This window comes from Streptomyces hazeniae, from assembly GCF_031845485.1.
Classification (GTDB): Bacteria; Actinomycetota; Actinomycetes; order Streptomycetales; family Streptomycetaceae; genus Streptomyces; species Streptomyces hazeniae.
In genome coordinates this window covers 1-18,348 of the sequence record NZ_JAVREQ010000032.1, presented here as the reverse complement: position 1 = coordinate 18,348, position 18,348 = coordinate 1, and the positions used below count along the sequence as shown (strand labels likewise).

The window sequence follows — 18,348 nt, the reverse complement described above, 5'->3', positions numbered from 1 at the left end:
ACACCGGACTCACCGCGCGCGCCGCACCCTCCGCGGAGGGAACGAGGAAGGAGCGGGGCATGCTGTTCACCGACCGCGCCGAAGCCGGCCGGCTGCTCGCCGAACGGCTGGGCCACCAGCGCGGCAACCGTCCCGTGGTGCTCGCCCTGCCGCGTGGCGGCGTGCCCGTCGCCCACCCCGTGGCGCACGCCCTCGACGCGCCCCTGGACGTCGTGCTCGTCCGCAAACTCGGCGTCCCCAGTCACCCCGAGGTGGCGTACGGCGCCCTCGGCGAGGACGGCGTCCGCGTCCTCAACACGGACGTCCTCGCGGCCGCCCACGCCGGCCCCGGTGAACTGGAGCACACCGAGCGGACCGCCGAGACGGAACTCGCACGCCAGGCCCTCCGCTTCCGCGGCGACCGCCCCCGCGTCCCTCTGGACGGCTGCACGGCGATCCTCGTCGACGACGGCATCGCCACCGGAGCCACCGCCTCCGCCGCGTGCCGCGTCGCGGCCGCCCACGGCGCCGCCCGCGTCGTCCTCGCCGTCCCCGTGGCGCCCCGCGACACCGCCGCCCGGCTGGAGAAGACCGTCGACGAACTCGTCTGCCTGTCCGTGCCGGAGGTGTTCTTCGCCGTGGGGGAGTGGTACCGCGACTTCTCCCAGACCACCGACGACGAGGTCGTCGGCATCCTCTCCCGCCCCACCACCCCCTGAGGCGCCACATCGGGCGCACGCCCGGCGAGACCCCGCGCCCCTCCCTACACTGGCCTCGTGGCCCGACCCAACGACGACGTCGCGGCACTGCTCCAGGAGTACGCCGACCTCGTCCAGATCAGCGGCGGAGACGCGTTCAAGGCACGCGCCTACGAGAAGGCCGCCCGCGCGATCGGCGGCCACCACACGGACGTCTCCACCCTCGACGCCCGGGCCCTGCGCGACATCCCGAACGTCGGCCGGTCCATCGCCGACAAGGTCGCCGCCTACCTGACCACCGGCACCATGCCCGAGGTCGAACAGGCCCGCGCGCGCATCCCCGACGGTGTCCGCCGCCTGATGGCCATCCCCACCCTCGGCCCCAAGAAGGCGCTCACCCTCTACGAGACGCTCGGCATCTCCTCCGTCCCCGCGCTCCGGGAAGCCATCGAGGCCGAACGGCTCCGGGACCTCAAGGGCTTCGGGCCCAAGACCGAGGAGAACATCCTCCACGGCATCGACGTCCTCCAGGCCTCCGGCGGCCGCGTCCGTCTCGCCCAGGCGGCCGAGACCGCCGAAGCAGTCGTCGCGGCACTCACCGCGATCGACGGCTGCGAACGGTGCACCTGGGCCGGTTCCCTGCGCCGCATGCGCGAGACCGTCGGCGACCTCGACATCCTCGTCGCCGCCCGCCGCTCCGCACCCTTCATGGACGCCCTCACCCGGCTGCCCCACGTCGCCGAGACCCTCGCCCACGGCACCAAGAAGACCTCCGTACGCACCACCGACGGCCTCCAGATCGACCTGCGCGTCGTCCCGCCCGGTTCCTGGGGCGCCGCCCTCATCTACTTCACCGGCTCCAAGGCGCACAACATCCGCATCCGCGAACGCGCCGTCCGGCACAAGCTGAAACTCTCCGAATACGGCCTCTTCCACACCGAGACCGGGCGGAAGATCGCCGCCCGCACCGAGGAGGACGTCTACCGGCGCCTCGGCCTGCCCTGGATCCCGCCCACGCTCCGCGAGGACCGCGGCGAGGTCGCCGCGGCCCTGCGCGGCGAACTGCCCGTCACCGTCACCGACGCCGACATCCGCGGCGACCTGCACACCCACACCGACCTCACCGACGGCCTGGCCTCCCTGGAGGACATGGTCGACGCCGCGGCCCGTCGCGGGCTGGAGTACTACGCCGTCACCGACCACGCCCCCGACCTGGTCATGCAGCGCATGACGGACGAAAAGGCGCTCGCACAGCGCGACGCCGTCCGCGCGCTGGACGGGCGCCACCGCGGCATGCGCCTGCTGCACGGCACCGAACTCAACATCGACCCCGACGGAGGCGTCGACTGGGACGCGGAGTTCCTCGCTGGCTTCGACGTGTGCGTCGCCTCCGTCCACTCCCACTTCCGCCAGAGCCGCGACGCCCTCACCCGCCGCCTCGTCCGCGCCTGCGAGAACCCCCACGTCCACATCATCGGCCACCCCACGACCCGCATCCTCGGCAAGCGCGAGCCCGTCGACGCCGACCTGGACGCCGTCTTCGCGGCCGCCGCCCGCACCGGCACCGCGCTGGAGATCAACTCCCACCCCAACCGCCTCGACCTCAACGACGAGAACATCCTCCGCGCCAAGCGCCACGGCGTGAAGTTCGCGATCGACACCGACGCCCACTCCGTCCGCGACCTGGAATACCACCGCTTCGGCGTGGGCACCGCGCAACGCGGCTGGCTCACCACCGACGACGTCATCAACACCTGGCCGCTGCCACGCCTCCTCCGTCACCTGGACGGCACGGGAACCACACGCTGACCTCCCACCTCCCGGAGGACACCATGGACACCCGCTTCCTCGCCCCGCTGCTGGACCGTCCCGGCCCGTGGGCCTCGGTCTACCTGGACACCTCCCGGGCCACCCAGGACGCCGCCGACCGGCTGCGCCTGCGCGCCCGCGCCGCCGCCGAACAGCTCACCGCCCAGGGCGCCGACGACTACACCCGCGACGCCGTCGCGCGGCACCTCGCAGCCGAACCCGCCGCCGGAGCACCCCCGGGACGTGCCCTGTTCGCCACCGGCGCCGAGGTCGTCCTCGACGTCCCCCTCGTCACGTCCCCCTCCGCCGTCCTCACCAGCTGGTCCGCCCTGCCGCGCCTCGCCCCGCTGCTGGACCACCTCGACCACGCGCCCGCCTGCCTCCTCGCCCGCGTCGACCACACCGGCGCCGACATCGAACTGTGCGACGCCGGAGGCCGCCGGGCCGTCGGCCGCGCCGACGGCGCCCAAGGGCCGGGCCGAGGACACCGCAGCCTTCCCGCGGACCGTCACGAATGGCACTACCGCCACCGCATCGAGAACGGCTGGGCCCGTACCGCCGACATGATCGCCCGTGCCCTCGTCCGCCACTGGGACCCCTCGGGCGCCGCCCTGCTGGTCCTCGCCGGCGATCCCCGCGAACGCCGGGCCGTGCGCGAACGCCTGCCCGAGCACCTCCGCCGACGGGCCGTCGAGGCCGACCGCGGCACCCGTCACCGCGGCGGCCCCCCGGACGCGGTGGACGCGGCCGTCGCCGAGGCACGCGACGCCCACGTCCACCGCCACCTGGAGGACACCCTCGACCTCTTCCGCGCGGGACGCGGGCGCCCCGGCACGCACCTCGCGCCGGGCAGGGAAGCCGGGCCCGGACAAGCCGCCGAAGGCCTTCCCGCCGTCGCCGACGCCGCACGCAGTCACCGGCTCGCCACCCTGCTCCTCGCCGCGTCCGGCCCCGACCCCGCCCACGAGGTGTGGGTCGGTCCCGCCCCCGACCAGGTCGCCGTCCGCCGCACCGAGGCCCAGGCCACCGGGGTGCGCCGCCCCCTGTCGGCCCGCGCCGACGACGCCCTGCTGCGCGCCGCGGCTGCGGCCGACGCCGACGTGCTCCGGGTGCCCGTCGGCGGCCCGGGCCCCGCGGGCGGCTGCGGCGCCGTACTGCGCTGGGCCACCCGCAGTCCGCAGGGCACCGCGGCCTGACCGCGGCGGCGGGTACCGGTATCCGCCCCACCCGCTCCGCCCGGAGAGGACTAGCCGCCGCCGCGCCGGGCACCCGGGCCCGAGAACCAGCCCCGGAGGAGGGACCCGGCAGTGCCCATCGCGACCGTCAACCCGGCAACGGGGGAGACCCTCAAGACGTTCGACGCCCTCGGCCCCCGCGAGATCGAGGACCGGCTGGCGGCGGCCCACGAAGCGTTCCAGCACCACCGCGTCACCACCATGGACCGCCGGCAGGAACTGCTGCGCGCCGCAGCGGACCTCCTCGAGGGCGAGCAGGACGACGTCGCCCGCACCATGACGCTGGAGATGGGAAAGCCCCTCGCCGCCGCCCGCGCCGAGGCGGCCAAGTGCGTGAAGGCCATGCGCTGGTACGCCCGGCACACGCCCGCCCTCCTCGCCGACGAACACCCGGCCGAGGACGACGTCGCCGACTCCGGAGCGGTCCGCGCCGTGGTCCGGTACCGCCCCCTCGGCCCGGTCCTCGCCGTCATGCCGTGGAACTTCCCCCTCTGGCAGGTCGTACGGTTCGCCGCCCCCGCCCTGATGGCCGGGAACGTCGGGCTCCTCAAGCACGCCTCCAACGTGCCGCAGACCGCCCTCTACCTGGAGGACCTGTTCCGCCGTGCCGGATACCGCGACGGCTGCTTCCAGACCCTGCTGATCGGCTCCGCGGAGGTCGCCACCCTGCTTCGCGACCCGCGTGTCGCCGCCGCCACCCTCACCGGCAGCGAAGGAGCCGGCCGCTCCGTCGCGTCCATCGCCGGTGACGTCGTCAAGAAGACGGTGCTCGAACTCGGAGGCAGCGACCCCTACCTCGTCCTGCCCTCCGCCGACATCGCCAAAGCCGCCGCCACGGCTGTCACCGCCCGCACCCAGAACAACGGCCAGTCCTGCATCGCCGCCAAGCGTTTCATCGTCCACGACGACGTCTACGACGACTTCACCCAGCGCTTCGTGAGGGCCATGGACGCCCTCACCGTCGGCGATCCGATGGCCGACGGCACCGACATCGGCCCCCTCGCCACCGAACAGGTCCGCCGCGACGTGGAGGAACTCGTCGAGGACGCCCGCCGCCAGGGTGCCACCGTGCTGGTCGGCGGCGCTCGGCCCGAGCCGGACGGAGCCGGCTGGTACTACCAGCCCACCGTGCTCGCCGACGTCACCGACCGCATGCGCATCCACCGTGAGGAGGCCTTCGGGCCGGTCGCCGTCCTCTACCGCGTCGGCAGCCTCGACGAGGCGCTGGAGACCGCCCACGACACCCCCTTCGGCCTCGGCTCCAACGTGTGGACCCGCGACCCTGCCGAACAGGAACGCTGTGCCCGCGACCTGCAGGCCGGCGGCGTCTTCGTCAACGGCATGACCGCGTCCCACCCCGGCCTGCCCTTCGGCGGCGTCAAGCGCTCGGGTTACGGACGGGAACTCGGCGGACACGGCATCCGGGAGTTCTGCAACATCACCACCGTCTGGTACGGCCCCGCGGACTGACCACCCCGCCCGGCGCCGTCCGGCGGTCTCGCTCGAGGCGCTACTTGCGGGCCTGCACGGTGAACAAGCCGCCCTGCCGGTCGCGGAGGATCGCGTTGCGGCCCCTGGGGGAGTCCTCCGGCGCGGCCGCCACCGTGCCGCCGGCCTCCACCGCCACCCGCACCACCTCGTCCACGTCCTCCACGTAGAACGACACGTGCCACCGCGGCCGCACGTGCGGGTCGGGGGCCGACTCCACGCCCCCGCCCCGGATCGTCGCCACCGTGTGCGGCCCGAACTCGACGGTGACCGCGTCGTCGCGGTAGTCCACCTCGCAGCGCTCAGGGCGTTCCGACGCCCACTCCAGGACCTCGCCGTAGAACATCGCCGCGGCGAACGCGTCCCGGGTGCGCAGCTCCAGTCTCGCGGGTGGGCTGCCGTGCGCGACGTGCCAGCTGGAGTGCACCGTCCCCTCCCACAGCCCGAAGATCGCACCGCCCGGATCCGCGGCCAGGGCAGCCCGCCCGTCGCCCAGCGCGATCGGGCCGATCGCCAGCGTCGCTCCCCGCTCCCGGATACGGGCTGCGGCGGTGTCGGCGTCGCCGACGCCGAAGAACGGCGTCCACGCCACCGCCACCCCGAGTCTGCGGCTCACGGCCCCGATACCCGCGACCGGAACCCCGTCGGTCATGGCGATGCAGAATTCCTCCCCCAGCCGTCCCGGCCGGAAGGTCCAGCCCAGCACCGGGCCGTAGAAATCCTGAGCCGCCTCCATGTCGCAGGTGGCCAGGCTCACCCAGCAGGGTGCGCCGGAAATCGGGCGCTTCGCAGCCGCCACTCCGCCTCGCCTCACTTCCGGATGCCGACAGAAATGGACAAATACCTCAGGGGCGGAGTCCACCCTAGCGGAATCGCCGTGACGCGCCGCTGCGCACCGCGCGGCTCAGTCCGTGGGCTCCTCCGGTTCCGGCGGCTCCCGGTCGCCGAGATCCCCGCCGCCCGAGGTGCCGGACCCGCGAGGGCCCGACCCGGCCTCGTCCGTGTCCGGGAGCCCTTCTGTGCTGCCGGTGCCCTCCTCCCGCTCCTCCTTGTCGCCGGCCGCCTCCTGGTCCGGCAGGTCGCGGGGGACGCCCGTACGCCGGGCCGCAGGGCCGTTCTCATGCGATTTGCCGCTCATACCCTCATCGTCCCTCGCGGCACCGACAGGCGGAACGGCAGACGGGCGACGCGGTGGTCGAAGCTCGTCGGCGGCACGGACGGCGGCGCCGTGGTGTGCACGTCCGGATACCGCGTGAGCAGGGCGTGCAGCACCGCCCGGATCTCCTGCCGCGCCAGATGCGCGCCCAGACAGTAGTGCGGCCCGCCCCCGCCGAAGCCCAGATGCGGATTCGGGCTGCGCGTGACGTCGAACGCCTCCGGGTCGGCGAACACCCGCTCGTCCCGGTTGGCGGAGCCGTAGCAGAGGATCACCCGGTCGCCGGGCCGGTAGCCGGCCGGGCCCCCGCCGTACTCCCCGGCGACGGTGCGCCGGAACTGGTGGATGGGCGTGCTGTGCCGGACGATCTCCTCCACCGCCGTGTCCAGATGAGCGTCGAGGCCGGAGCGCAGCACCTCCCGCTGCCCGGGATGCACGGTCAGCAGGTGCAGGCCGTGCGCCAGCGCGTTGCGCGTCGTCTCCACACCCGCCACCAGCAGCAGCGAGAAGAACGCGCCCAGCTCACGTGACGACAGGCTCTGGCCGTCCCGGTCCGGCGCCACCAGCCGGGAGATCAGATCGTCACCGGGGCGCTCCCGCCGCTCCCGCCCGACCCGGGCGACGATGCGGTGCATCCCCGCCAGCGCCCGCAGTCCCCGGCCGGGCGTCCGCAGCCGCTGCGCCAGGGTGCGGTCCAGGCCGACGTGCTCGGACGCCCGGTCGATCAGCACCTGGATGCGCTCCCGCTCGGCCTCCGGGATGCCCATCATCCGGCACAGCACGTGGAACGGCATCGGCGCCGCCACGGCCGCCACGAAGTCCCCGGTGCCGTCCCCGCCCACGGCGCCCGCGATCCCGTCGACCACACGGTCCGCGGTGCGCCGGATGTCGTCCTCGGCGCGCGCCAGGATGCGGGGGGTGAACGCCCGCGCCACGACCCCGCGCAACCGGGCGTGCTCCGGGCCGTCCAGGTTCACCATGGACGCCCCGAAGAGCGCCCGCACCCAGCGCGCCGGCGGGGGAGTCGTCGCCCCCGGCGCGCTGCGGAACACCTCCGGCCTCCTGCTCGCCTCCGTCACCTCGCAGTGGCGCACCAGGGCGAACGTCCGGCCGCGCTCGCCCTCCTCCACCAGCACGGGTTGCTCCCTCGCGCGCAGGCACGCGAACGCGGCCTCCCGCTGCGGCCCCGGCAGCCGCCAGAAGTCCGGCCGGAGGGGATTGACGTCGTCGGGCACGCAGGCACCGGGCTCGGGCAAGGACACCACCCCCACACCACGGAACAGGACCCGCCCAGTATGTTCTGCTTCGTTCCTTCCGGGCGGCATTGGTGCCCTCGGCGGGTGTGTTCCCCCACAGGCGGCGCAGGGTCCGGGCATGCTCGTACGGATCAACGGCCCGTTCGGCGGCGGCAAGACGCAGACCGCCCACGAACTGCGCCGCCGGCTCCCGGGAGCGTCGTCAGCGACCCCGAACACGCCGGGTTCGGCCTGCACCGCATGCTTCCGCCCGCTCTGCGGCGCGACTCCCAGGATTTCCTGGCCTGGCGGCAGGCCGTCTACGAGGTCCTCGACCGCCTCCTGGCCGAGCACCACGGCGCCGTCATCGTGCCCCTGACCGTCGTCGAGCCCGCCCACCTCGCCGAGACCGTCGGCCCCGGCTGCGCGAACGCGGCCACGCAGTGCACCACGTCGCGCCGCTCGCCCGGCGCGCCACCGTGCTGCGGCGGCTGCGCGAGCGCGGCCCGGTCCACCTCGCGCGTGCGCTCCTCTCCCGCACGGCCGCCGAGCCGGGAGAGCTTCGCCGTCTCCCGGCTCGACCACTGCCTCGAACGCCTCCGGGGACCGGAGCTCGCCACCACCTCACGCTCCCCCAGGTCGCCGCCCACGCGGGCCTCCACCCCGCACCCCGCACCGACGGCCGGCTGCGCGGCCACCTCCGCCGCCTCCACACCGGGCTGCGCCACATCCGGTTCGACTGACCCCGCCGCCGCCCGGCTACCGGGAGTGCCGGTCCGCTCCGTAGGTGCGGCCGGGCAGCGGACGGTCCAGGTCGCCCGTCCGCAGCCGGTACACCTGGAGCCGGAGGTCGTAGTACTTGTCGGTCTCGCCCACCCATTCCATGCCGATGCGCTCCGCGGTGGCCGCCGCCCGCGCGTTCGCCGGACGCACCACGGCGAACAGCTCGTCGACCCCCGCCTGCTGCAGCGCCCAGTGGGCCGTGGCGTGCCCCGCCTCCGCCGCGTACCCCCGTCCCCAGGCGCCCGGCTCGAGCTGCCATCCGATCTCGAGGTCCTCGCCGCCGGGTGGCAGGTACAGCAGGATCACGCCGCCGACCACCCGCCGCTCCGCCGTCAGCTCCACCGCCCAGCGCCCGGTGGGCGGTGACCCCCGGTGGTCCTCGGCGATCCACTGCTGCAGCACCAGCCGCATCGCGTCCCGGTCGCTGACCGTGTCCATCGCCGGACTCAGCCACCGCGCCACGTCCGGTCGCCCGTAGATCGCGAAGGCTGCATCCACGTCGTCCAGCCTCCACGGGCGCAGCGTCAACCGTTCCGAAACGATCGTGCTCGCCATGCGTCCTCCCGCGGCCGTACCGCGGGGCGGGTAACCCCTCACGCCGCCCGTAGACCACCCGGCTTCGTTCTCCCCGGGGACAGGGCACGTCGACGGGTTGCGGAGTGGGGTGGTGATCAACCGCCTCGGAACCTCGACGGGACGACGGCACGTGCCGGTCTCCATGACTGTCGGTCTCGCGGGGTGCACGACATCCCGGGAATGCGAGCAGGCCGAATCTCGCGGCCGGGGGTACCACCGCCCGCGACGGCAGCTCCTTGTACCGCTTCGCCACGGCATGCCGGCCTCCCGGCATCGGACATGCCGCCACGGGGTCACCCCGGACCGCCGCGCACAGCTCGCGCGCACGCCCTGCCGGCGGCGGACGAGACGCCCCGGTCGGGGGAGCACCCCTGCCGGGGTCCGCCGGCCCGCGGCCGACCAGGGGCGGCTCCGCCCCGGGACCTCAGCCGCGGCGCGGAGCCGTCGGCGAACCGGCGAAACCGATCGCTCCGGTGGGGCAGAGCCGGACCGCGTCCCGGACGGCCTGCTCCTCCTCCGCGCGAGGCACCGCGCGCAGCAGACGCACCGAGCCGTCCTCCTCCGACTGGTCGAAGACCCCCGGCGCGGTGAGCACGCACATGCCGGACGCGCAGCAGCGCTCCGGGTCGACGCGCACCCGCACCCTTCCCGCCCCCGTCACCACGCCACCGGCAGCGAGCGGGGGCCGACCACCACGGAGAACTCGCGGAACGCCAGATCCTCAGGAGCGACGGTGCCGCGCAGCCGCGGGAAGCGCCGGAGCAGGGCGGTCAGGGCGATCTGGAGCTGTACGCGGGCCAGGGCCTGGCCGATGCACTGGTGGACCCCGTACCCGAACGCGACGTGCCCGCGGGCATCACGGCCCAGGTCGAGCTCCGCGGCGTCCGGGAAGGCGGCGGCGTCGTGGTTCGCGCTCTGCAACGACACCACCACGCCCTCTCCGGCCTCGATCACCTGCCCGCCCAGCCGGACGCGTTCGGTGGCGACACGGGCGATGCCGTCCCGCACGACGGCCAGGTAGCGCAGCAGTTCCTCCACGGCCGGACGCAGCAGCTCCGGGGCGCCACGCAGGGCCGCGGCACGCTCGGGGTGCCGCACCAGTGTCAGCACGGACATGCTGATCATGTTCGCGGTGGTCTCGTGCCCGGCGATCAGCATCAGGCGCGCCAGGGCGACGACGTCCTCGTCGGTGAGTGCGGCGGACTCCTGCTGCGCCAGCGCCGCGCCGATGAGATCGTCCGTCGGACGGGCCCGCTTCTCCTCGACCAGTTCCGCCAGGTACTCCTCCAGCACCGTGAACGACGCGGTCGCCGTGTCCGGGTCGGTGTCCGTGGCGACCACGTTCGTGCTGTGCTCCTGGAACATCGCGTGATCCCGGTACGGGACGCCCAGCAACTCGCACAACGTCCGCGAGGCCAACGGCAGCGCGAACGCCTGCACGAGGTCCGCGGGCGGCCCGCCCCGCTCCATGCCGTCCAGCAGCTCCTCCGCGGTGCGCTCGACGGCCGGCCGTAACGCCTCGATGCGGCGCACGGTGAACCGCGGGGTCAGGACCCGCCGCAGCACGTCGTGCCGGGGCGGGTCCATCCGCAGGAAGGACAGACCGCCGGGCAACGGCGGAAGCGGAATCAGGCGGGGGAATCCCGGATGCTGGTCGTCCGCGGAGAACCGGCTGTCGGACAGCACGGTGCGCACGTCCGCGTAGCGGCTGACCAGCCAGTGCATGCTGCCGTCGGACAGGGTGACGCGGACCGGTGGTGCGGCGTCCGGGATCACCGGCGACTCGGCGCCCGGCGGCACGGGCGGCCAAACGGAGACCGGCCTGGTGTGAGCGGGATCGGCGTGCTGCATGGAGCTCCTTCTGCTGGACCGGCGACGGGCACGTGCCCATGGCACGGCGAGCAGCGAACCAGCCGAGGCACCCCGCAGACAGCGGAGCTCACACGGCGCACGGAAGCACCGGTCAGAAGCTCATGACCGCCAGCGTCGCCACGAGACCGATACCCAGGGCGGTCAACGCCAGCAGCAGCACAGCGTTGCGTACGTCGGCATCGTGCTTCGCCATAGCCACACCTTCTTCTCGGTTCACACACCGACCGCCCGCGGTGTGCGTGCGGTCGCACCCCGCGGACCCGGTGAGGCTCCCGGCGCGGTGCCGGGTCAAGCATCGTGCGAATCGGCGCGACACGAAAGCGGAACGGCGAAAGTCATGACTGTTTACGCAGGTCACACCTGTTGTCTACGGAGGGGTGCAGGAGCCGGTGCGGCCCCGCTCCGGCGACCGGCCGCCTGCTGCGGTGCGCATACCCGTGGCCGGAGCGCAGACCCACACATGTGAAGGGACGGTGTCGCCGATCCCGTCGCCGGCGAACCGAGGTCAGGCAGCACCCTCGTTCTGTTCGTGGACCGCCAGCGCGACACCGAGCCCGAAGAACGTCGGCGCCCACTCGCCGACGAAGATCCCCCACCGGTCCGCCCGGTCCAGTCCCGCGTTCTCCTCCTTGGTCGACACCATCCAGGCCAGGAACGAGGCGCCGATCGACGCGAACGCCGCCGTGTAGGCGTGCTCGCTCCGCACCCCGGCGTCGTACAGCTTGCTGATCAGCATGAGAAACCTCCGCCGTCGAGGACGCCCGCCGGATGCGGGCGCCGCCTGTACCGGCTCTTCCCGGAAACCTCGCACACCGGATGCAACCGTGCGCCGCGGGCCTCACGCGCAGGACTCCGCATCCCGGGCCGGACCTCCTACTGTGGTTGACGTGACGGCTTCCCGGACCGGCATATCCGCCGCACCCGGCCTCGAGGTGCTCCGCGCACGACTGCGCAGGGCGATCTTCGCGCGCGTGGCCGGACCCGACGGGCCCGCCGTGCGTACCCGCATTCATGACACTCCAGGACCGCGCTGGTTCGCCGAGGGGAGTCCGATTCGTCTCGTGCACGGTGACGCTTCGATGTTCGTGGGTGGATTGCGCGCGTTGTTGCTCCAGTCGTTGCACCCCCTGGCCATGGCGGCGGTTGCGGGGCACTCGGGATTTCGCGGCGATCCCTGGGGGCGTCTTCAGCGGACAAGCACTTTCCTGGCTGTCACGACGTTCGGTACCGCCGGTGACGCGTGCCGGGCGGTCGACGCAGTCCGGGCCGTGCACGGGCGTGTGCGGGGCAGGACGGCCGAGGGCCGGGGCTATGCGGCCTCCGATCCTCGTCTGCTGGCCTGGGTGCATGCCGCCGAGGTCGACAGTTTCCTTTGCGCGTACCGTCGATTCGGTGCTCGTCGTCTCAGCGACGCCGGGTGTGACGGGTACATCGCGGACACCGCCCGTGTCGCCGCTGCGCTGGGTGTCCGGGATCCTCCTCGCAGCCGGACCGAGCTCCGCGCCGTGCTGGATGGATTCGTGCCCGAACTGCGTGCTACGGCTGAGGCGTTGGACGCGGCGCGTTTCCTGCTCCTGCACCCGCCGCTGCCTGTGGCGGCACGGCCTCCGTACGGTCTCCTGGCCGCGAGTGCCGTCGCGCTGCTCCCGCCGTGGGCGCGCCGGGAGCTGCGTCTTCCGGGCGTGCCCGCCGTGGAGAGGGCCCTGGTGCTTCCGGCGGGCGCGGCGGTGACGCGTGGCATTCGCTGGGCCATGGCGCCTCCCGCCCCCTGACGGGGCCTCCCACCGCAGCAGCCGCCGCCCCTCGCGTGAGCGGTACGTGGCTGCCCGGCGTGATGGTCGCGCCGGTCAGAGGGTGGGTTCGGGCGCTCGCTTGTTCTGCCGGGGCGCCGGATTCTGGGGGATGGGGTTGGTCGCTGTCGCGGCGAGTTCCCAGCCCTGTGCCCGGCACGGCTGGGGCAGGGGCGGGAATCGGTCGTAGGGCCCGGCCGAGTGCCACAGGTGTCTGCATGCCGCGGTGCATGCGTAGGCAGCGGCCATCGGGGCGCGTTCGCCGGGAGGGAAGATGTGCACCTTCTCCATCGTCGTTCACCCCGGATCGTCTCGCTCTTTGCGCACGGGCTTCGCCACCACAGACGCCTCCGCCTCCTGCGCGGGTTCCCGGCGCCCTGTCTCGTGTCTGTATGTGAGCTTGATTCGCTTTGACGGACATCCGAAATCAGGGGTCACAGCCCCGGAAGGATGTCCACCATGGGGAGCATGGGGACGGCGTGCTCCCGCAATCGGAGTGGGGCTACCGGCGCCTGCAGGAGACCCTCGGACTGGCCGCCGCCGCGCCGCCCCCCATCCGGTGCGAGGCGATCCGGCAACGAGGACGGCGCGCACAAGGTCGTCGCCGGCGTGGTGCAAGGCTGAACGACTGCGGGTTCTCCTTCGCGCCGCAGGCCGCGACCTACTGGGTCGGTGAGGCCATGAGCGGCACCGACTACAAGGACCTCGAGAACACCCCTGACAACGTCGCCTCGACCACCCCGGCGCTTGCGGTGAGCACCGCCCACCTCGCCCGCGTCCTCCGCGAACGGCCCTACCCCGCCCTCTGAGCCTGTAGAACGCGGGCCGGCACCGTGGCGGCGGTACGGGCCGCACCTGCACGGGTACCGTTGCTTCTATGAGCAGCGGCCCGTCCTTCGACCGCCCTGCGCCGGCCCCCCGGCGCCCGGCAGAAGCCGACGACAGTACGGTGGCCGCGGTCGGCAAGCTGACGGAGGCACTGGAGACCACGGAACGCGCCAGGGGCCATCTCTACGCCTTCCACCAGCTCACCGGAGGCGCGGACGCCCAGCTCGACGCAGTCGTGGACCTGCTGCGTGAGGCCGGCCGGCACGCGCTGGCGGAACAGGTTGCCGTCGAGCTGATCGGCCGCAACGTGCTGCCCGGCAGATGGACGTACCAGATCGTCGAAGAGTACGACGACGACTACTACCGCACTTTCCGCTCCCTGGAGGCACGCGTACGCGAACAGCTCCTGGCAGGGCGCAGGCACGTCGCCGAGGCGGAGATGAAAGAACGCCGCCGCACCCACGGCCACGAGGCCCACCGCGCCACACCCCGCACCGCACCACCCGAAGGCCCCGACGGTGAGGGCTACTGAACTTCACTCTGGGCCGGAGCGCCGGCGGACTCCCATGGGCGCGATGCTCGACCAAGTAGGAGGCCCTCGGGTACGGAAAGCCCGACCTGTACGTCCACCCCGTGCACCCCGGCTGGGCCGCCACCAGGGGGTGTGCGGAACTGGATGCCGGTCTTCCGAGCGCTGACCCGCCCGATCGTCCGTACGCCCGAGCACGGCGCCGACACCGTGCTCTGGACGAGCCAACCGGTTTCCCGCAGGACGCAGTGGTCACCCGGCGGCCACGGAAGGGAGGCCCCATGGCCGGACATCAGGAGTTCCGCAAGGGGGACCGCGTCACTTGGCGCAGCCACGGCGGCGAGGCCGAGGGCGTGGTGGAAAAGAAGATCACGAAGCGGACGGAGGCGGGTGGCCGCACCGTCGACGCTTCCCCCGAGGAACCGCAGTACAAGGTGCGCAGCGAGAAGTCCGGGCGGTCAGCCGTCCACAAGGCCGCCGCGCTCCACCGCAAGCAGGGCGGCTAACCATGGCCCACAAGCTCAGTGACGAGGAGCGGCAGGAGGCGTGGCGGGGATTCCGGGACAAGGTCAACCTCACGCCCACCGAGCTGGAGAGGTGGCTGGAGGAACCGGAGTCGAAGTCCTCTGGCCAAAGCGAGGAGGGCGGTGAGTCGACGGGACACAGGTCCGGGCGCCGCATCGCGGAGATACAGCGGATGCGAAAGGATGACCTGGGCGAGGACGACTACGCACACATGCGCAAGGTCGTCGGCTACATCGACCGGCATCTCGCGCAACGGCCGGCCGGGGACGTGCGGGAGACCACCTGGCGCTACTCGCTGATGAACTGGGGCCACGACCCGCTCAAGAACTGAGGGGTCGGCACGGCCGGCACGTTCGAGGTTGTGAATGGGTACTGCATTGCACACCCTCCACCAGACCGGACAGCTACTCCGCACTCGTCGTTGAGAGCCCGAGGAATCACCCCTGCTCTCCCTGGCAACTGCCCAGCACGGTGGTGAAGGTGACCTGGGCGGTGCCCATCGTGCGCGGGGGCAGGTAGGCCCACGCGAAGCCCCGGCACCGTCCTCGTCGGCGGCACCCCGACGTCCTTCCCCAGCGACCAGCCCGCCTTCGACAAGGCCACCATGGCCGTCTTTTCTCGGACCCCGCCGCCGCACCCGTTCCTGCTTCACGTGAGCCCGCATCGAGCTGTAGCCGGGCCGCGTCGACTGGCTCTGGTGACGGCGAGTGTTTCAGCAGCAGGCCTGGACCGTCGGTTGCGGCTGTGGCCCCCCGCTGGCCGGCGTCAGCGCCGCGGCTGTGCCATCCGGCGGTGGACGACGGCCTTGACACGGTCGGGCAGAACCTTGTTGGCCACGCCTTGGGCGCGGGTTGCGGGGGAACCGGCGACGACCTTGCGCCGACCCGCCAGCATCGCCTCGTAGCCCTGCCGGGCCACTTGGCCGGGGTCGTCCTTCTTCCCGCTTCCGACAGGGGTGTCCAGCATGCCCGCGCGCCGGAAGAAGTGGGTCTCCGTCGGGCCGGGCATCAGCGAGGTGACGGTCACCCGGGAGCCGGAGGCCCGCAGCTCGTCCGACAGCGCCTGCGTGAACGACTGCAGGAACGATTTTGAGGCGTTGTAGACGGCCTGGTAGGAGCCCGGCATGGTCGCGGCGATGGAGGAGGTGACCAGCAGCCGGCCCTGGTTCCGCTCGACCATGCCCGGCAGCAGGCGCTTGGCCAGATGCACCGAGGAGGTGATGTTCAGGTCGATCACCCGGGCTTCGTCGGCGAGCTCGGTATCGAGGAACCGCCCGCCCTGCCCGACGCCGGCGTTCAGTGCCAGCACGTCGACCGGGCGGCCGGTATCGCGCACGGCCGCGTACAGCACCTCGGTCCCGTCGTAGGTCGCCAGGTCGGCCCGCATGGGCGTGACCTGCGCACCCAGGGCGCGCAGTTCGCTCGTGGCCCGCTCCAGTTCGGGTCCTTCGGCGTTGACCAGCAGTTCGTAGCCGTCCGAGGCCAACAGGTGGGCCAGCTCCCGGCCGATGCCGGTGGAAGCTCCGGTCACGACGGCGAACGGACGGGTGTTTCCGGGGTGTGCGGCGGGGTCGGACATGACTCCTCCTTCTGCCTCCTGGGACGGCGTGGAACACCTGTATGCCGGGCGCTGTGGACCTGGCGCCGACCGTGTGACACCCGGGTTTCCCCGCGGGGCGGCGTCATGCAGCGGGCGGTGTCAGGCGGCAGCGCCGGGGGAACCCGGCGCGGTGGTGGCAGCGGCCGGACCGGAGGAGGTGGCGGCATGGCGCGCGCGGTGTGGTCGGGGTCCCTGACGTTCGGGCTGGTCACCCTGCCCGTTCAGCTCGCGACAGCGACCGACTCGCACACGATCCGCTTCCGCCAGCTGGAGCGGGGCACGTCCGACCGGGTCCGCAACCGGCGGGTCAACGAGCGGACGGGCAAGGAGGTACCGTACGACCGGATCGTCAAGGGGTACGAGACCGGTGACGGGGAGTACGTGATCGTGGAGCCGGAGGAGCTGGACGAGATCACACCGGGTCGTTCCCAGTCCATCGAGATCAGCGGTTTCGTCGATGTGGACGCCATCGAGCCGGTCTACTTCGATGCCACGTACTTCCTTCAGCCCCGGGAGGAGGCGCACAGCCGGACGTACGGGCTGCTGCGGGACACCTTGGCCGAGACCAGCCGGGCGGGCATCGCGATCATGAGCATGCGCCAGAAGGACTACCTCGTCGCGGTGCACGAGGAGGGCGGGGTGCTGGTGATGCACACCCTGCACTGGGCGGACGAGGTCCGCGACCCGCACGAGACGCTGGACAACCTGCCGTCCCGGTCCCGGGCACCCGAGAAGGAGCGCAGGATGGCGGCCCGCCTCATCGAGGCCATGGCCACCGACTGGGACCCCGAGGACTACCGGGACGTCACGCACGAGCGGGTGCTGGAGCTGGTGAAGGCCAAACAGCAGGGGGAGACGGTGGAGAGGGCCGAACGGGCGCCGGATTCCACCAACGTGGTCGACCTGATGTCCGTGTTCGAGGAGTCCGTGGACCGTGCCCGGACCGGGCGGAAAGCGGGCGGTGTGAAACGTTCGCCGCAGACGCGTACGAAGGCCGGGAAATCCACCAGGAGCAGCACGAAGACCGCCCGGACGAACACCGGGAGGAGCGCCGGAGGCCGGAAGAAGGCCCGTGGTGAGGACCTGAGCGGCCTGTCCAAGAGCGACCTGTACGAACGTGCCGCCGAGGCCGGGATCTCCGGCCGTTCCCGGATGAACCGCGCCGAGCTGGAGAAGGCGGTCGCCCAGACCGCACGCAAGGCGGCTTGAGCCGCCAGCGCGCGTGCGTACGGATGTGTGAACACGGAAGCACTCCACGACTGGTGGGACGGTCCGGGGAGGGCTCCAGAGCTCAAGCCGCGATCGTCAGCCCTTCACGGGCCGGCGCTTTCGCGCCGTCACAAGCAGACCGGCGGCGGTGATGACGGCCGCAGCGATGCCCTCGACCGGCGGGGTGGAACGCGAGGAACCGGCCTCGGCGAGGTCGGTGTCCGCCTTGGGATTCTGGCTCTCCTCGACCCTGTGCTCGGCGGCCGACTGTGCTTCGGCAGCAGCAGGTTTTTCTTGTGGAAGTCGATGCCCAACTTCTGACTCACCAGCTCTTCGCCGACCACCGTGAGGGCCGTGTTGCCGCCCTCGGCTGGTAACAGGTCAGGTCGACGACGACCGAGCCATAGTCGGCCTCCCAGGTCGGCGTGGGGGCGGCGGTCGGCACGGCCATCATGACCGCGCCGGCCAGGGCGATACCCGCCGTACGGAGCGGTCGTCATGGGTCAGGTGCGGTGGTCCTCGACGCCGAGGCCGAGGGCCCGGGCGACGTCCTGGACGTTCCGGAATTCCTCACCCTCGGGCAGCCGTCCGGCGAGGTCCAGCAGCCGGTCCGGCGCATTGTTCTCGCGCAGCGTGTCCAGCACCCCGTCCCGGTCCGTCGGGTACAGGCCGGGGCCGAGATGCCGGGCGAGGTCGGAGCGCAGCTCGACGTCGTCGTCACTCATACCGGGAGGCGTGCCGCCGTGCATCGCCTCGTCCGGCGCACGGCTGGCCTCCGGCTGGTCCTCACCGGAGGGCTCCAGTTCGAACTCCTCCTCCGCTCGTGTGGAGCGGTCGGCCTTGAGCTCGCCCTGCATCTCGGCCTTCAGCTCGTCGTCGTGCAGCGGGCCGGTCTTGTCGCTGGTCATGCGGGTCCTCCATGTTCGAAGACGGGCCCTGACCGGGTTGCCTCGCCCGCCCCGCCCTCAAACGTCCCGCCTACGTGGTCCCGCGGCCGAGGCCGAGTGCCGCGGGAAGGTCACGCAGGTCGTCGACGA

At 72.7% G+C, this 18,348-nt stretch carries 17 protein-coding genes and 3 pseudogenes; 11 read left to right on the top strand and 9 right to left on the bottom strand.

Annotated elements, in window-relative coordinates; genetic code table 11:
- Positions 1-59 precede the first annotated feature (59 nt).
- From RM572_RS25890 to RM572_RS25875, 4 genes and pseudogenes are all read left to right on the top strand, one after another.
- Positions 60-683: pseudogene (locus RM572_RS25890) on the top strand (phosphoribosyltransferase); the annotation flags it as partial.
- 72 nt (positions 684-755) lie between these two features.
- A complete protein-coding gene (polX, locus tag RM572_RS25885; RefSeq protein WP_311675802.1) occupies positions 756-2,486 on the top strand; it encodes a DNA polymerase/3'-5' exonuclease PolX in 1,731 nt (576 codons plus the stop codon).
- A 23-nt stretch (positions 2,487-2,509) separates the two neighbouring features.
- Positions 2,510-3,682 carry a baeRF2 domain-containing protein gene (locus RM572_RS25880; protein WP_311675801.1) on the top strand — a complete coding sequence of 391 codons (1,173 nt, stop codon included), beginning with the start codon at positions 2,510-2,512 and terminating at the stop codon, positions 3,680-3,682.
- A gap of 111 nt (positions 3,683-3,793) precedes the next feature.
- Positions 3,794-5,191, top strand: a complete 1,398-nt coding sequence (locus tag RM572_RS25875; RefSeq protein ID WP_311675800.1) for an NADP-dependent succinic semialdehyde dehydrogenase — start codon at positions 3,794-3,796, stop codon at positions 5,189-5,191.
- Between the two features lie 40 nt (positions 5,192-5,231).
- On the opposite strand, the gene RM572_RS25870 is transcribed toward RM572_RS25875, so the two are convergent.
- The 3 genes from RM572_RS25870 to RM572_RS25860 all read right to left on the bottom strand — a co-directional run bounded on the left by RM572_RS25870 (position 5,232) and on the right by RM572_RS25860 (position 7,621).
- Positions 5,232-5,966, bottom strand: a complete 735-nt coding sequence (locus tag RM572_RS25870; RefSeq protein ID WP_311675799.1) for a VOC family protein — start codon at positions 5,964-5,966, stop codon at positions 5,232-5,234.
- A gap of 147 nt (positions 5,967-6,113) precedes the next feature.
- The gene (locus RM572_RS25865; RefSeq protein ID WP_311675798.1) at positions 6,114-6,347 is read right to left on the bottom strand and encodes a hypothetical protein; all 234 of its coding nucleotides are present in this window, start codon (positions 6,345-6,347) and stop codon (positions 6,114-6,116) included.
- On the bottom strand, positions 6,344-7,621 hold the full coding sequence (locus tag RM572_RS25860; RefSeq protein WP_311675797.1) for a cytochrome P450: 1,278 nt from the start codon (positions 7,619-7,621) through the stop codon (positions 6,344-6,346). Before RM572_RS25860 ends, RM572_RS25865 begins: the two co-directional genes overlap by 4 nt.
- Positions 7,622-7,739: 118 nt before the next feature.
- On the opposite strand from RM572_RS25860, the pseudogene RM572_RS25855 reads away from it, so the two are divergent.
- Positions 7,740-8,343 (top strand): annotated as a pseudogene (locus RM572_RS25855) (AAA family ATPase).
- 16 nt (positions 8,344-8,359) lie between these two features.
- On the opposite strand, the gene RM572_RS25850 reads toward RM572_RS25855, so the two are convergent.
- The 4 genes from RM572_RS25850 to RM572_RS25835 all read right to left on the bottom strand — a co-directional run bounded on the left by RM572_RS25850 (position 8,360) and on the right by RM572_RS25835 (position 11,567).
- Positions 8,360-8,938: a GNAT family N-acetyltransferase gene (locus RM572_RS25850; protein ID WP_311675796.1), complete on the bottom strand. Its 579-nt coding sequence runs from the start codon at positions 8,936-8,938 to the stop codon at positions 8,360-8,362.
- A gap of 445 nt (positions 8,939-9,383) precedes the next feature.
- On the bottom strand, positions 9,384-9,596 hold the full coding sequence (locus tag RM572_RS25845) for a ferredoxin (protein ID WP_394813706.1): 213 nt from the start codon (positions 9,594-9,596) through the stop codon (positions 9,384-9,386).
- A 20-nt stretch (positions 9,597-9,616) separates the two neighbouring features.
- Positions 9,617-10,810 carry a cytochrome P450 gene (locus RM572_RS25840; RefSeq protein ID WP_311675795.1) on the bottom strand — a complete coding sequence of 398 codons (1,194 nt, stop codon included), beginning with the start codon at positions 10,808-10,810 and terminating at the stop codon, positions 9,617-9,619.
- A gap of 526 nt (positions 10,811-11,336) precedes the next feature.
- The gene (locus tag RM572_RS25835; protein ID WP_311675794.1) at positions 11,337-11,567 is read right to left on the bottom strand and encodes a hypothetical protein; all 231 of its coding nucleotides are present in this window, start codon (positions 11,565-11,567) and stop codon (positions 11,337-11,339) included.
- Positions 11,568-11,718: 151 nt separating this feature from the next.
- Between RM572_RS25835 and RM572_RS25830 the strand changes: the two genes are divergently transcribed.
- From RM572_RS25830 to RM572_RS25810, 5 genes and pseudogenes are all read left to right on the top strand, one after another.
- A complete protein-coding gene (locus RM572_RS25830) occupies positions 11,719-12,603 on the top strand; it encodes an oxygenase MpaB family protein (RefSeq protein WP_311675793.1) in 885 nt (294 codons plus the stop codon).
- 591 nt (positions 12,604-13,194) lie between these two features.
- Positions 13,195-13,430: pseudogene (locus RM572_RS25825) on the top strand (NADPH-dependent oxidoreductase); the annotation flags it as partial.
- A gap of 68 nt (positions 13,431-13,498) precedes the next feature.
- The gene (locus RM572_RS25820; RefSeq protein WP_311675792.1) at positions 13,499-13,981 is read left to right on the top strand and encodes a hypothetical protein; all 483 of its coding nucleotides are present in this window, start codon (positions 13,499-13,501) and stop codon (positions 13,979-13,981) included.
- Between the two features lie 278 nt (positions 13,982-14,259).
- The gene (locus tag RM572_RS25815) at positions 14,260-14,484 is read left to right on the top strand and encodes a hypervirulence associated TUDOR domain-containing protein (RefSeq protein ID WP_311675791.1); all 225 of its coding nucleotides are present in this window, start codon (positions 14,260-14,262) and stop codon (positions 14,482-14,484) included.
- Positions 14,485-14,486: 2 nt separating this feature from the next.
- A complete protein-coding gene (locus RM572_RS25810; protein WP_311675790.1) occupies positions 14,487-14,834 on the top strand; it encodes a DUF3140 domain-containing protein in 348 nt (115 codons plus the stop codon).
- A gap of 434 nt (positions 14,835-15,268) precedes the next feature.
- Here the strand turns inward: RM572_RS25810 and RM572_RS25805 are convergent, their stop codons facing one another.
- Complete coding sequence (locus RM572_RS25805) at positions 15,269-16,081, bottom strand: SDR family NAD(P)-dependent oxidoreductase (RefSeq protein ID WP_311675789.1); 813 nt, start codon at positions 16,079-16,081, stop codon at positions 15,269-15,271.
- 186 nt (positions 16,082-16,267) lie between these two features.
- On the opposite strand from RM572_RS25805, the gene ku reads away from it, so the two are divergent.
- Positions 16,268-17,311, top strand: coding sequence for a non-homologous end joining protein Ku (ku, locus tag RM572_RS25800; protein ID WP_311675788.1), 1,044 nt, complete (start codon positions 16,268-16,270; stop codon positions 17,309-17,311).
- Between the two features lie 503 nt (positions 17,312-17,814).
- Here the strand turns inward: ku and RM572_RS25795 are convergent.
- Entirely contained in the window at positions 17,815-18,219 is a 405-nt protein-coding gene (locus RM572_RS25795) for a DUF2795 domain-containing protein (protein ID WP_311675787.1), read from the bottom strand.
- Positions 18,220-18,348 lie beyond the last annotated feature (129 nt).

Coding starts and splice junctions, on each gene's coding strand:
- RM572_RS25815 (WP_311675791.1), top strand. CDS start 14,260: ATGGCCGGACATCAGGAGTTCCGCAAGGGGGACCGCGTCACTTGGCGC.
- RM572_RS25880 (WP_311675801.1), top strand. CDS start 2,510: ATGGACACCCGCTTCCTCGCCCCGCTGCTGGACCGTCCCGGCCCGTGG.
- RM572_RS25810 (WP_311675790.1), top strand. CDS start 14,487: ATGGCCCACAAGCTCAGTGACGAGGAGCGGCAGGAGGCGTGGCGGGGA.
- ku (WP_311675788.1), top strand. CDS start 16,268: ATGGCGCGCGCGGTGTGGTCGGGGTCCCTGACGTTCGGGCTGGTCACC.
- RM572_RS25865 (WP_311675798.1), bottom strand. CDS start 6,347: ATGAGCGGCAAATCGCATGAGAACGGCCCTGCGGCCCGGCGTACGGGC.
- RM572_RS25805 (WP_311675789.1), bottom strand. CDS start 16,081: ATGTCCGACCCCGCCGCACACCCCGGAAACACCCGTCCGTTCGCCGTC.
- RM572_RS25835 (WP_311675794.1), bottom strand. CDS start 11,567: ATGCTGATCAGCAAGCTGTACGACGCCGGGGTGCGGAGCGAGCACGCC.
- RM572_RS25850 (WP_311675796.1), bottom strand. CDS start 8,938: ATGGCGAGCACGATCGTTTCGGAACGGTTGACGCTGCGCCCGTGGAGG.
- RM572_RS25820 (WP_311675792.1), top strand. CDS start 13,499: ATGAGCAGCGGCCCGTCCTTCGACCGCCCTGCGCCGGCCCCCCGGCGC.
- RM572_RS25795 (WP_311675787.1), bottom strand. CDS start 18,219: ATGACCAGCGACAAGACCGGCCCGCTGCACGACGACGAGCTGAAGGCC.
- RM572_RS25840 (WP_311675795.1), bottom strand. CDS start 10,810: ATGCAGCACGCCGATCCCGCTCACACCAGGCCGGTCTCCGTTTGGCCG.